General features: G+C 56.4%; 9 protein-coding genes, 1 pseudogene and 2 CRISPR repeat arrays. Of the genes and pseudogenes, 2 read left to right on the top strand and 8 right to left on the bottom strand.

Annotated features, from left to right (window positions below; genetic code table 11):
• A pseudogene (locus tag L972_RS20540) lies at positions 1-200 on the top strand (hypothetical protein); the annotation flags it as partial.
• A 257-nt stretch (positions 201-457) separates the two neighbouring features.
• The gene (radC, locus tag L972_RS03110; RefSeq protein ID WP_047435410.1) at positions 458-958 is read left to right on the top strand and encodes a RadC family protein; all 501 of its coding nucleotides are present in this window, start codon (positions 458-460) and stop codon (positions 956-958) included.
• 274 nt (positions 959-1,232) lie between these two features.
• Positions 1,233-1,660: direct repeats of the CRISPR family, unit length 32 nt; unit sequence GTTTCAATCCACGCGCCCGCAGGGGGCGCGAC.
• A gap of 97 nt (positions 1,661-1,757) precedes the next feature.
• Positions 1,758-4,758: a CRISPR direct-repeat array (repeat unit 32 nt; unit sequence GTTTCAATCCACGCGCCCGCAGGGGGCGCGAC).
• Positions 4,759-4,934: 176 nt separating this feature from the next.
• On the opposite strand, the gene cas2 is transcribed toward radC, so the two are convergent.
• From cas2 to L972_RS03070, 8 genes are all read right to left on the bottom strand, one after another.
• Positions 4,935-5,228 carry a CRISPR-associated endonuclease Cas2 gene (gene cas2 / locus L972_RS03105; RefSeq protein ID WP_047435408.1) on the bottom strand — a complete coding sequence of 98 codons (294 nt, stop codon included), beginning with the start codon at positions 5,226-5,228 and terminating at the stop codon, positions 4,935-4,937.
• A 12-nt stretch (positions 5,229-5,240) separates the two neighbouring features.
• Entirely contained in the window at positions 5,241-6,275 is a 1,035-nt protein-coding gene (cas1c, locus tag L972_RS03100) for a type I-C CRISPR-associated endonuclease Cas1c (RefSeq protein ID WP_047435405.1), read from the bottom strand.
• A complete protein-coding gene (gene cas4 / locus L972_RS03095) occupies positions 6,272-6,901 on the bottom strand; it encodes a CRISPR-associated protein Cas4 (protein WP_047435403.1) in 630 nt (209 codons plus the stop codon). The genes cas1c and cas4 overlap by 4 nt, the downstream gene beginning before the upstream one ends.
• Positions 6,902-6,904: 3 nt before the next feature.
• Positions 6,905-7,786 carry a type I-C CRISPR-associated protein Cas7/Csd2 gene (gene cas7c, locus L972_RS03090; protein WP_047435401.1) on the bottom strand — a complete coding sequence of 294 codons (882 nt, stop codon included), beginning with the start codon at positions 7,784-7,786 and terminating at the stop codon, positions 6,905-6,907.
• Positions 7,783-9,513, bottom strand: a complete 1,731-nt coding sequence (gene cas8c, locus L972_RS03085; protein ID WP_047435397.1) for a type I-C CRISPR-associated protein Cas8c/Csd1 — start codon at positions 9,511-9,513, stop codon at positions 7,783-7,785. The genes cas7c and cas8c overlap by 4 nt, the downstream gene beginning before the upstream one ends.
• Positions 9,510-10,175, bottom strand: a complete 666-nt coding sequence (gene cas5c, locus L972_RS03080; protein ID WP_047435395.1) for a type I-C CRISPR-associated protein Cas5c — start codon at positions 10,173-10,175, stop codon at positions 9,510-9,512. Before cas5c ends, cas8c begins: the two co-directional genes overlap by 4 nt.
• A 14-nt stretch (positions 10,176-10,189) precedes the next feature.
• A complete protein-coding gene (locus L972_RS03075; RefSeq protein WP_047435392.1) occupies positions 10,190-12,451 on the bottom strand; it encodes a CRISPR-associated helicase/endonuclease Cas3 in 2,262 nt (753 codons plus the stop codon).
• Positions 12,452-12,512: 61 nt separating this feature from the next.
• Positions 12,513-13,499, bottom strand: coding sequence for a helix-turn-helix transcriptional regulator (locus L972_RS03070; RefSeq protein ID WP_047435389.1), 987 nt, complete (start codon positions 13,497-13,499; stop codon positions 12,513-12,515).
• Positions 13,500-13,654 lie beyond the last annotated feature (155 nt).

Raw genomic sequence — 13,654 nt, 5'->3', positions numbered from 1 at the left:
TGACCTCTACTTTTGAGTGCTCCAAAAAATGGGGGGATTACCACAGCTGTTTCTGGCGTTGCCAAGAAGGACCAGTCTCACTCACCGATCAGCCTCGCGTGCTTGCAAGCTTCCTGGCTGACCTGCAGCGCATCTGCATCCACCGCGGCTATGCCGTGGAGAGTGACCCCATCGCCGAGAAGGAGAGCGAAGATGATTAACGCCGTGATCGCCATCGAGCTGGAGGGTTATCTTGAGCACGATGGTCAGATTGGATCACCGCTGGCTAACCCAGCTAGGCACCCTACTAGCCACCAGTTACCACATTCCGCTGCACGACTACACCCCGCACACCTTGGCGGCCTGAACACTGCCAACCAAGCCTGTGGTCACACTCCATTCAGTAACCCATTAACCAAATAGCTCGCCTACCCTGCCGCATCCAACGCGGTGGGGCGATGGTGTATGGAGCCTAATCATGTTGCATCACAAACTGATCGCTGGGGAGCTCCCCGGCACCTATCTCGTCACTGAGTTGATTAACGAAGAGGAGCTGTTGACTATCGCCAACCAGATCGCCCGTCAGAAACTGGCCAAGGGAGAAGCTATTACCGACAAACACTTGGCACAGCATGCACTACAAACCCTGTTGCAGAGCAGAGAGCATGAAGTATTTGCCATGCTGTTCTTGGACAACCAGCATCGGATCTTGGCATATGAGGAGCTGTTTCGCGGTACGCTAAGCAGTGCCTCCGTCTACCCACGGGAAGTAGTTAAACGTGCGTTGGCGCTCAATGCTGCAGCTCTGATGCTGGTGCATAACCACCCCTCCGGCCCCCCGGAACCCAGTAGAGCGGATATCGAGATCACCCAAAGATTGCAAAGCGCCTTGGCACTGGTGGATATCCGCACCCTGGATCATCTAGTTGTGGGCGGCGAAGGCATCGTGTCGCTGGCAGAGAGAGGGGTACTTGCCTAACGAATAAGGGCTCAGCCAAGCTATCCTTCGGCCTTGCTGAACCCTTTTCTTTTTATTTTTTCAGGTGAGGCGCACCAATGATCCTAGATTGGCCCTTTGAATATCCAGATCCTATCTAACCACATCACCGCCTCACATCCATTATTAATCCACGCGCCCGCGGAGGGGCGCGACACTTAACCCCAGTGAGGCGACAAGCCTTGCCCTGTTTCAATCCACGCGCCCGTGGGGGGGCGCGACGTTGTCAGCGGTACCTTGAGTAACAAACGGGTTAGTTTCAATCCACGCGCCCGCGGAGGGCGCGACAAGCCCCCACACCCCAGCCCACAAACCCCAACTTGTTTCAATCCACGCGCCCGCAGGGGGCGCGACCCGCTGTCGGCTACTGCTCCAAGTACGTGGCTAAGTTTCAATCCACGCGCCCACAGGGGGCGCGACCTCGTTCTGCACCGCATCGGTAATATGCATGATGTTTCAATCCACGCGCCCGTGGGGGGCGCGACATCACCCCCTTAGCTATGTCCCTATCGTCCCGGTGTTTCAATCCACGCGCCCGCAGGGGGCGCGACCACGCATCGTCGCCACACCAGGCCTGGATCTGGGTGTTTCAATCCACGCGCCCGCGGGGGGCGCGACAGGCCAAGGGGCCTCGATGTGCTCGCCTCTCGGTGTTTCAATCCACGCGCCCGCGGGGGGCGCGACCCGGTGGGATGCTCGAAACCACGCATTGGGTTATGTTTCAATCCACGCGCTCGCGGGGGTGCGACCTGAATGAGCCTCGCCGAGTCCTGCATCACCTGGTTTCAATCCACGCACCCGCGAGGGGCGCGACTTCATCCCATGCCGGAGAAGTGCTGGCTACCTTGTTTCAATCCACGCGCCCGCAGGGGGCGCGACGCACCTGTTCGGACGATCCCCTGTTCGCCTTCGAGTTTCAATCCACGCGCCCGCAGGGGGCGCGACAGGGGAGCTTCTGCGATAGCGTCCTGATTAAGGTGTTTCAATCCACGCGCCCGCAGGGGGCGCGACAGTGGCAACAGCCTGCAGAGAGATATTGTACTGGTTTCAATCCACGCGCCCGCAGGGGGCACGACGATATCTACCTGCTGGATGAGGCGCTGTTCAACAAGTTTCAATCCACGCGCCCGCAGGGGGCGCGACCCGAGTTGGCAACCTTGCCGCCACTTTTTTAGGCGGTTTCAATCCACGCGCCCGCAGGGGGCGCGACGCCATGCGGTGACAGAGGGGCCGCCGATTTGCTGGTTTCAATCCACGCGCCCGCGGAGGGCGCGACAACGAGGACCGTGACCGATTTCAGGCTCTTGTTGTTTCAATCCACGCGCCCGCGGAGGGCGCGACTCATCCCTTCAATAACCTTTCCCACTTGGGCTGGTTTCAATCCACGCGCCCGCGGGGGGCACGACGTCAAGCCGTCCATCACCATCACCTACAACTGGTTTCAATCCACGCGCCCGTGGGGGGCGCGACGTGCCGTCGAGGCTGCGCTGGGCGTCGTATGAGGTGTTTCAATCCACACACCCGCGGAGGGTGCGACCACCTCGGCAGAGCCCTGTTTCATCTTGGCGTTGTTTCAATCCACGCGCCCGCAGGGGGCGCGACGGTCACATCCACCCACCCCTGTTCCCCATCAGGGTTTCAATCCACGCGCCCGCAGGGGGCGCGACGTTGCGGGCGTCGTAGATCTCGGATGGCGTCACGGTTTCAATCCACGCGCCCGCAGGGGGCGCGACCATCATAGGGGGTCGGCTGTTCCCCCTCGAAGGTGTTTCAATCCACGCGCCCGCAGGGGGCGCGACAGCTGTGGCCAGTGGCCAACCTCAGCAACGAGCAGTTTCAATCCACGCGCCCGCAGGGGGCGCGACCACGGCGCCATCTTCGAACACGGCCGAGTATGAGTTTCAATCCACGCGCCCGCAGGGGGCGCGACCAGGCTTCTCGCCCTGTGACATGGCCTGTTTGGAGTTTCAATCCACGCGCCCGCAGGGGGCGCGACTGCGCGAGGAAGTCTATCTGCGGGCCGCTATCACGTTTCAATCCACGCGCCCGCAGGGGGCGCGACCAGCCATCAAACGGTGGTACGGGCCGAGGTGCTGGTTTCAATCCACGCGCCCGCAGGGGGCGCGACGGCAGCCCTTGAACAGCTGCGGGCCAAGCTGGCAGTTTCAATCCACGCGCCCGCAGGGGGCGCGACAGCGGATCACCGGCTTGGTGCCGTTGGTCACGATGTTTCAATCCACGCGCCCGCAGGGGGCGCGACATAAACCCAGTAGCAGCCCATTTGTTATTAACAAGTTTCAATCCACGCGCCCGCAGGGGGCGCGACTCTCCAGCTCATTGACTTCGCTGGCCGTCTGACGGTTTCAATCCACGCGCCCGCAGGGGGCGCGACGCCCTTGTCGGGGGTATTCTGTTGCGGCATTGATGTTTCAATCCACGCGCCCGCAGGGGGCGCGACCTGTGACCATGTTTAAGATTGGTAAGCGTTTTTGTGTTTCAATCCACGCGCCCGCAGGGGGCGCGACTCACCAGCGGCCTGTCAAGTACCTACAACGGGCTGTTTCAATCCACGCGCCCGCAGGGGGCGCGACGACCCTTTGCGAGGTAATCATTCTTCTGGAATGCCTGTTTCAATCCACGCGCCCGCAGGGGGCGCGACTTCCGCAGATTGACGGACTGATTGCCCCATTCCTGTTTCAATCCACGCGCCCGCAGGGGGCGCGACCTAACGGAGTACAGGCTGGCAGTATGATTAGCCAGTTTCAATCCACGCGCCCGCAGGGGGCGCGACCGCAATGCCTCAAATTCAATTGAGGGCTGTAGCATGTTTCAATCCACGCGCCCGCAGGGGGCGCGACTCAGGACAGTCATTGCCGTTTCCCGCTTGTTGCTGTTTCAATCCACGCGCCCGCAGGGGGCGCGACCAGGCCAATTGGAGCAAACGGGATATCATCATCGTTTCAATCCACGCGCCCGCAGGGGGCGCGACAAGATAAGCGGCGTCAATACAAAGATGAGTTAGCAGTTTCAATCCACGCGCCCGCAGGGGGCGCGACCTCTATCAATGTGGCATTGGCAAAGAAGGACATGTTTCAATCCACGCGCCCGCAGGGGGCGCGACCAGCACCGGAGTGTTGCCGCCGCCCGGGGTCCAGCGGTTTCAATCCACGCGCCCGCAGGGGGCGCGACGTCACCAAACGAGCCGTTGCGGTACTCAACCATGTTTCAATCCACGCGCCCGCAGGGGGCGCGACGATGGACAAGATAGTCAGGTGAGTATGACTGCATGTTTCAATCCACGCGCCCGCAGGGGGCGCGACATATGCTTCTTTCCCTTTACCTGTTTAATCTCTGGTTTCAATCCACGCGCCCGCAGGGGGCGCGACGATGGTCACCGTGCCAGGCTTGGCACCGCTGCCCAGGTTTCAATCCACGCGCCCGCAGGGGGCGCGACCAGCAAGACCTGAAAGAGTGGATCTATTCTTGTGTTTCAATCCACGCGCCCGCAGGGGGCGCGACCATGGCGGCGCTCGGCATGAAATCGGCTGATGTAGTTTCAATCCACGCGCCCGCAGGGGGCGCGACTGCATGGGGCTCGGCAAATCGAAATCCGTATACAGTTTCAATCCACGCGCCCGCAGGGGGCGCGACTCGTCTGCGAGGCCGAGTTCGCCGGGGTGGCATGGTTTCAATCCACGCGCCCGCAGGGGGCGCGACCTGGGTCAGCTTGTCAATCCCTCGCCGCTCTATGTTTCAATCCACGCGCCCGCAGGGGGCGCGACCGTCTTCTTGCAAAGACAGAAACCGCCTATCGGAAAACGGTATTCTGCGCCAACCCATGTCAGTTGGATCACAGATAGACGATCCCGAAAGGCGGCCTTTCAATATATCGCGATTTATCAATTAGTTAAAAAATTGCCAATCTTCCGGATTTTTAATGAGCACTAGCGGTTGGCGTTCAGATAATCAGGTCACTCTTGAAGATATCGAGGGCGGGTTTGGCGCCATGATGCTCCACCTTGCTGCGCCACTCCTTTCCGAGACGATAAAAACGCAGGCTATCGACATCCGGATCATAGGTCTTTAACAGTTGATCCCGAAACCGCACCCACTGATCTGGTTCCACTTCGCATTCAAACACCGAGTACTGTACGCGCACACCATAGTCCAGACAGATTTTTGCCAGACGGCGCAGACGCCGAGGCCCGTCAGGATCTTCCAGAGAAACATCGTAGGTCACCAATATCATCATGGCTGTACTACCTCACCGATGAATATAGGGCGGATATTCCACCAAATCACCGCGCAGATGTTGCGCAAGCAACATTGCCTGCACATGCGGCAGCAGGCCGACGGCTACTTTTTCACCCAAGAACGGATGGGTAACTTCTTCCTGCTTTCTGGCTTGCCAGCTCTGTAACAACAACCGTCGGGTATCCTCTTTCATAGCAACGCCACCCAGCATATCGGTTGTAAAATCACCCACCTTGACCTGCTGACGATTGATCAGGGTCAACACCAATCGATCCACTATCGGCGCCCGAAACTCCTCCAGCAAGTCCAACGCCAAGCTATCCCTTCCCGGCCGTTCTTCGTGCAAGAACCCCACTTGTGGATCCAGACCCACCCCCTGCAGCGCGCCACTGATCTCTTTCGAAAGCACGGAATACATAAATGACAACATGGCATTGACGGGATCCTTGGGGGGACGCCGAGTCCGGCCATCAAAAACGAACCCCGTTTGCGAGTTGATTAGCCGACTGAATACCCCGAAATAATGACGGGCCGCCTCCCCTTCAAAACCCAGGATCCGCTCCGGATCGCTCTGGCTTTTCAACTCGGCCACGATCTGCCGTAACCGATGCGCCGCTGCAGAGACATCCGGATTTGAACCATACGTTCGAAGATGCCGTTGCAGCACTACCCGCGAGGAGTGCACCTTTGCCACGACAATGTTGCGGGCAATATGGTTTTCACGACTATCCACGCAATCCGCGCGGCGAAACTGGGCCCGCCGCAGCAAGACATTCCCGGTTTGTTTGCCCACCACCCGGGCCTGAAAACGGCCGAAGGCATCGTAAAACGCCAGCTGTGTGCCGTTTTCACCACAAAAGCCCATCAACTGCGGCGACACCAGCACATTGCCAAAGCAAAAGATGTTACCCACCGAATGAATGGGTATCTGCAACAATTTTTTGCGTTGCCCCTCGACCGTCTGCTCCACCAGCAGCGTTTCCCGCTCCTTGTGCAGATAGGCGCCATCGCGAGTGATATAGAGGCTGTTTTGCAATTTTTTCACTCGTCGCCCTCCTGCATTGAGAATAGATCCGCTACGTAAGCCACTGAGCGATCCCTTGCCTGATATTCCGGCTGACACCACTCCCACAATGAACAGGCCTGGCAATGCTTGCCCGGCTTCACATGTGGGACCTCACCCGATTTCAGCAATAAGGCGACCTGCGCGATAACTTGATGCGTCCGCTCCCGCAGTACCGCATCCAGCACCACTTCTGTCCGACGCCGTATCTGCCAGTACCAGAGCGCCCCCCGCGGTATGGACTGGCCGGTCATCTCCTCCAGACACAGAGCCTGGGCACACAACTGGATAGCATCGGCATCATGGCTCTTGGGTTTGCCACGCTTGTATTCCACAGGCAGCAGCTCCCCGCTGACCAGATCCTTTTCCAGCAGATCAAGCTTGCCGGTCAGACCAAGACGGAGGGCACTGACCAGTACCCCACGCTCATAACGCACGCCCTTGCGCGTCTCCGGCTCACCCTGATCCACACGCTGATGCAGCAATAGCCCCTGCGCTGTCAGCCAGTTTTCAGCCCAGACTTGACCGTTATGAATCAGGGCACATTGCCTTGGGCAAAACGCATAGTGCTGCAAAGCAGAAAGTGGGATCAGGCGGGGATCGTCCATGCGTTACTCAACAATCCGCAACAACGAAACACCTTGCGGTAAAGCCTCATCGACTACTGTGACCTGGTAATCGGCATAGTTGCGCGCAGGACCTTCACTGACCCGCTCAATATGGATGGTCTCGAACAGCTTGCGTGCCGGGGCATTGCCTAGTTCACAGTCATGTCGGAAGACATAAAGCGCGCAACAACTCATTTCACCGCGAGCGGCCGAATGGTCATGATCAAACATGTTGGCAAGAGACTGCCACAGCAACTCCAGATCCTGCTCGTCAAAACCGGTCTGTTTGGCAAGATGCGCAGAAATATAACCATGACAACGGTACAGGCCATACGGCACGGTATTCTTGCGGCCCATGGTCCGGTTATCTCCTTCCTGCTTGAGCGCCTCGGCTTCTGTTGCCACTGCACAGCGTGTAATGGAGTGCTCCTGAGCGACAATCGGATCGATCGACCGCGCAAAGGTCAGTTGCACCGGTCCACGCACCTGGCCACAGTTGACCCCGGTAGACATCACTGCCCCAAAGGTACGAATGTCATAGAAGTTTTTGCACATCCACTGCCGGGCTTCATCCACCGCATCGCCACCCTTGCGTTTCTTGTCGTTCCCCTTGAGCAGTTCACTCTTGCTAATACCCTCGTAGGCGCGTTCGTGAGTCTTGTTCAGTACTGCCTTTTCCTTGACGTAAATTTCAAACGGCGGCTGTTCTTCTTTTACCAGTCCTACAAAATTACGAACCTTGCGCTTGAGACAAACATCAGTCACTAAGCCCTGTCCGGTTTCCGCATCGACACGTGGCAGGTTACCTGCATCAGGATCACCATTCGGGTTGCCATCCTTAACATCGAACAACAGTACAAATTCATAGCGGTTGGACAGGCTCATGCTTTTTCTCCCTGATTGGTCTCTTTTTTGGCGAATAAATCTTGACGTTGATGGTAATAGCCGATAGCAAATAGCCCCTGTTCTTCCAGACTGAGGTGCGCTGGGAAGTCCGCAATATCAGTCATGATGCTCTGAATGCGCTTTTCGACAACGGTTCGGAAAGCCGGGTTATCTAGTTTTTTCAGATGATGGGTATGCAGGCGCAGCAGGGTGCCAAATACGGCCTTGGGTGTACAACTGGCGCTACTGTAGTAACGATCACGGATGGTGGCATTCAGCCCAGGATTGGCATCGGCTTGCAACTTTTCCAGAACGGCAAACAGCCGTCCCAACAGATAACCGATACGTGACTCTTGCAGATTGAGAGACACAGTCACCTCCTTGCGATGATTGACTCGGAATTGACGATTCAGCCAGGCCTTGATCAGCGCAGCCCGATGATCATTAACCTGACCTTTTTCAGCCTTGAGGCGCACTAGTAGCGCGGTAAAGAGTGCATTGGGTAACGGCCGCCCGGAGAGAATGGCGCGAACCACTTCGCCAGCCAGTTGCGGAGAGAGATTTTCATCCTTACCCAGTGCGGCGACCGAACGCAGCAAGGGCTTAAGTGGCATAACCCCACCATGCCGAGCACCGACAACGGCCAGATCTGTAAACCATTGTCCCAGACATTCGGAAAAACTGGCGACCGTCCCTGCTTGCCAAAAACGGACAGATATTCGCGCAGCATTCGGTGCCAATCCCAGCAGATAGAAGCGCTCATCTCCATCCGGAGCCTGATAGGTTCCGTTATACAGAGAGGCAAAGAGCACCTGCACCGCTCGGATATTTTCATCAGGGTTGTCTTTGGAAACATCACCAAAAATCAATGGCAACAGTGTCTCCAGTTCAGCGCACTTGGCCGCCCAACAGATCACAGAGGTCTCGCCCATCTGCAGGCGATTGGGGCTATTAGTACGCAGCAGATGATTCAGCGCCGTAGTGTATTCAAAGGCGGCCTGCTCCCCGATCGGTGAGTTGGCGCCCTGCTGCTTCCATTTACCCCAGGAGCAGAATGATTCCTGGTTAAAGGAGACAATATTAGCCCCGGAGCTCTGAGCTCCCCATACCCCTTTGATGGCCGGATGCGTTACCGCCAACGCGGTTTTTTTTCCGGATACAAGGCAACGGATCTGCTCGCCATCTCGCTGCCCCAGACACTGTTGATAGGCCGCTACTACTTCAGGACGATTAAAGACAATGCAGGCACCATCCTCAGCCAGCCGAAATGTCAGCAGCGGATTGGTATCCTCAATCACCGGCCACAAGGGATCAACACTCAGCGGTTGCTCCGGCAACTCGTAAAATTTCAGTACCGCTGCAATAGCGGGGTTGTCCGGAATAGTGGAAAAGGTTTCACGGATGGTACGAATAAAGCAGCTCTTTTGCTCCTGTGTTCGCTCCGGTTTACCCTTCTTGTCTACTCCCAGCACATAATCAGCTGGATCCCACAGCACATTGGCCAACACTCCAGATGTCTTTTTGACTCCCTTTGCCAACATAAACTGGCGGGGCAGCGGCTTTTTCCCTCCCAGAGTTCGTGTGTCTTCAAACTGGATGAAGTGGCCATCCTGATTGATGACAATCACAAACGGGATCCCCTTCTCCTCAAAACCGAAGGGCGCAAGGGCGTCATCGGGATCCTGCTGTTTGCGTTGATAGTATTCACATAATGCCTGCAGGATCATCCACACACCTCCTGGCTATCACGGTGCGGTACCGCGATCACGCCCTGCTGCATGGATGCCCGATAGAACAGCGGTGTCGGTGCATCCGACGATGAGTAATCCAGGTCATACAGCATCCAGCCCAGATCCCGATCCTCAACGAGGGCAGGCTTATTCTCTGTGCCCCTCGCATCCACCAGAGAAAAATCACAGACAAACTCGCGGCAACCCAAATAGGGCTGATTGATACACTGCCCACGTTCGGCCCGACGGCGAAACATCTCGGCAAACTTGTTAGGGTTATCGGTCGCACCAGCCTGCGGTGTCATTTCAAAATTCGCATGCAGACGATAATGCACATCCCGCAGCAGCAGCCCAGCCCTCTGCTTCCGATCTTCCTCGACATATAGACCCAGCGCCCCCCGGCCTGCTTTCATAACCGAGGTGACATTGCGGGAGGAAATCACACTCCCTACCTCATTGCGACGCAGATTAATCCATCGAATTGGATTAAGGACTTCAATCTTGGTCACCTGCCAACGAATTGCAGGCTTCCACATGATCGACTCGAACACGCTGCGCGCCGCTGACGGGGTAATCACGTCATAACTGACGCGCTCGACTTTCATTTCCGGCCTAGTAAAACAGGCAAAATCGCCACTGACCTCCAGACAAAATCCCATCCGGGTTTCCTCCATTAAATAACTGATGCCTCAGCGGATAACAGCACATCCGGCATTTCAACACCCCATACCGAGTTGTAATGACTTTCCAGCAGCACCATCATGCCGGATTCAAGTTCAATAGCGCCCAGTTGCTGTAGCTTAATAGCCAACGACTCCGGCACCGTAACGGTGTACCGTTGCAGTCTTCGGTAAATCCAGGTCGCCCCCGGCTCTAGCGCCAGCTTCGACAACCACATGAAAGTTGGGCTTTCTTCGGCCCCCGGGCTGCGATAGGGCACAATTAGCGGCACGCCCCGGTTATCGATCAGACGGAATTTCTCGGCAGCCGTTCTAAATTGAATTGCCACCGGTGCGCTTGAGGAGCGTTCCGCCTTTAGCAAACGGCAGATACCATATTTGTCGCGCTCACCCTTTGCATTGAGCAATTCAAAAAAACGGACAAATGATTCCGGCGCCAGCGGGTCCGACAATAGCTCAGCCTTTACCAATTCCAGGGTGCATTGCTCGGCTTGGCGCAGCAGACCAACTGGCGCCGACTGTTGCGGCATAAAGACCCATACCTTGCCAGGCTCTGACAACCTGCCTTCCCGGTTACAACGCCCAGCCGCCTGCGCTATCGCATCCAGCCCGGCCATGGCCCGGAACACAACAGGAAAGTCCAGATCAACACCGGCCTCAATCAACTGGGTACTAACAACGCGCAGTGGTCGTCGCCCCCCCGCCTGCCGGGCAGCGAGCCGGTTGCGGATTTCACCAATTACTGCTGAGCGATGCTCAGCACACATATGCGCAGAAAGATGTAGATTGTTGCCATCATCAGGTAGGCAGGTATACAACTCACGGGCATGGCGACGGGTATTGACGATGCAAAGGACGACCTCTTCAGCAATAACCTTATTGGCAATTTGTTCCCAACTGGTCGGCTCGGTCGCGATCTGGATATCGACACGCTTCAGTTGTCGGGCCAGATGTTCGGGCTCAGACATCATTTCGCGTACATCACGCAATCCCCCCAATAACAGCCGACCAAACAGATCCCGACTTTCTGCCAATACCGGTTGAGTCGCCGTACACAGCACCCAGCTCACACCAAAAAAATCTGTCAGTTGCTGCATGGAACGGGTGATCGGTTCGTGGAAATCCCGGGGCAACTGCTGTGCTTCATCCAAAATAATGATGCTGTCGGCCAGATTATGCAGTTTGCGGCAGCGACTGGGGCGTGATGCATGCAATGATTCAAACAGCTGCACATTGGTGGTTACAATAATTGGCGCATCCCAGTTTTCGGTAGCCAGACGGGCATGAGCCTCCTCTTGTCCATCCAGATTGCTGTGATGCTCCAGAACCGCATCATCACCCAGTACGCGCCGAAATACAGCCGCGTTCTGCTCTATGATGCTGGTAAAGGGAATGGCATAAATAATTCGCTTTTTGCCATGACGGAGCGCATGTTCCAAGGCAAACCCCAGGCTAGCCAGCGTCTTGCCCCCCCCCGTTGGCACCGTCAGACTGAACATACCCGGTGCCAACTCAGCCGCAGCCAAAGCCTGTTGCAGAATGACATTACGCAATGATTGCAGGGGCGAGGCCGAGGCGTTCATTTGCAGCGTGGCCATAAAATCTTGATAACGCTGTTGTAGTTCTGTAACTGCGGGATAGTGACCACGCTGCGCATATTGCGCTGGCGACATATAGCGTTCGGTATCCAGAAAATCTGCATCGACGAGACATGAAAACAGCATGCGCAGCCATATGGAAACCGAACCCGGATTGAGTCTGGGCATATTCAGTACTGCATCATGACTACCCAGAATTTCATCTGGGATGCTGGCTGCTAATGCCTCGGCATATTCTGTCCTGCCTGAAACCAGACGCGCGGACAAAGCACTCGCTCCTTCATACCAATCCGGCAAGCCGGCATGGTGCCCAGCGATGAGATAAGCCAACAGGTGGCCCACTCCCGGCCCCAGCTTTTCAATCGCATGAATAGCGCCTCCCATAGAATGCGGCACCCGCCCGAACTGTTGCTCCATGTGGGCATTTTCGGCCTCATAACCAGACTTTGACCGCAGATAACTTTGCCAATTTTCACTGTATTTGCCGAGATCATGCCAGCGACCAGCTAATTCAGCCCAGCCAGCCCCAAAGGAGTGGGCAAACGACGCGGCCATTTTTGCGACATGTATTAAATGCTCATCAAGCAGATGAGGTTCAGCCCATGTTCCATCATCATTAATCCTGACGTGGGCAATATCGGTGCTTTTTGTTGGCACTTTTCCTCCGCATCCCGAATTTCCGTTCACATATCAGCTGAGCACTTCCATTATTCTCCCCTCACTGGCTCACCGGCTGGGCTACCTCTTCTCCTGCTCCATGTTTTTCCAGTCCTGCTCTCATGGCGTGGATGACGGCGCTGCGCAGTGATGGTGGAGCCAGTACCTCGACCTCTCCGGCGAAGCGCATCAGGTCGCGTACCAGTTCGCGTTGATCGGCATAGGGGAAAGTGAGACGAATATGACCGCTTGGCTCTATGGTCTGGAGCTGCTCCCGGTGCCACTGCACATCTCTGACCCAAGGGGTAGCAGATGGGTCAAAGCGCAGCTCGGCCTGTTTCAAATCAGCCCCGGCGAAGATGCCATAGCCATTTGCAAAGAGTGCATCCAGCTCTGGCGTCCCACATTCGCAGGCGGCTTCATCCAGCGATTTGGGTTCGACTATTCGACTCAAGGCAAAGAGGCGCAGGGCCTCTCGTCCATGACACCAGGCAAGCAGATACCAGTTGTCCCGATACCAGCAGAGACGCTGCGGTGATACTTGACGCTCTTCGGACTGATGTTGTGTGGGGTGATAGAGAAAGTGGAGCTGACGCCTGGAAAACAGCGTTTGTACCAGAGGTAGGAATAGCTCTGGGGACACGTATTGGCGCCCGATGCTTTCCACACGCAGGCGGTCAGCTTCATTCTGCCACTGGGGACCCAGCAAATCTCCGATACGTGCCTGCAACTGAGCCAACCCCTGCTGCTGCAGACCCGGTTGCACATCCTGCAGCAGGCGATTGGCCATCAAGAGAGCAAAGGCTTCCGATTCGGTAAGCCAGACGCCCGGCAAGGTAAACCGACCATCATCGGTATCGTAACGATAACCACGAGCGGTCGGGTCCCAGATTATTGGCGCCTGATAACGGTCTCGCAGCAATTCCAGCAGCCGTTTGAAAGTGCTGGCTGAGCACTCAAGTCGTTCGAGTATGACGGAGCGTGGAACAGGGTAACGAAAGTCCAATAGTAACTGGTGTAAGGCAAGGGCTCGGTTAAGTTGTTCCATTCTTCTGTTAAGTTATTGGTTAATAACAACTAGGCTACCACTTAAGGAATGGAAAAACCCTATCGAGTCTCACATATACGCGACCTTTAGAGACCGTGCGTTATCTTAGTTTCTAGATTGGCCCCTTGAAGATCCAGACACTTCGCCCCTCTTAA

The organism is Aeromonas sp. ZOR0001, assembly GCF_000801015.1.
Classification (GTDB): Bacteria; Pseudomonadota; Gammaproteobacteria; order Enterobacterales; family Aeromonadaceae; genus Aeromonas; species Aeromonas veronii.
This window is presented reverse-complemented; position numbering and strand designations above follow the sequence as displayed.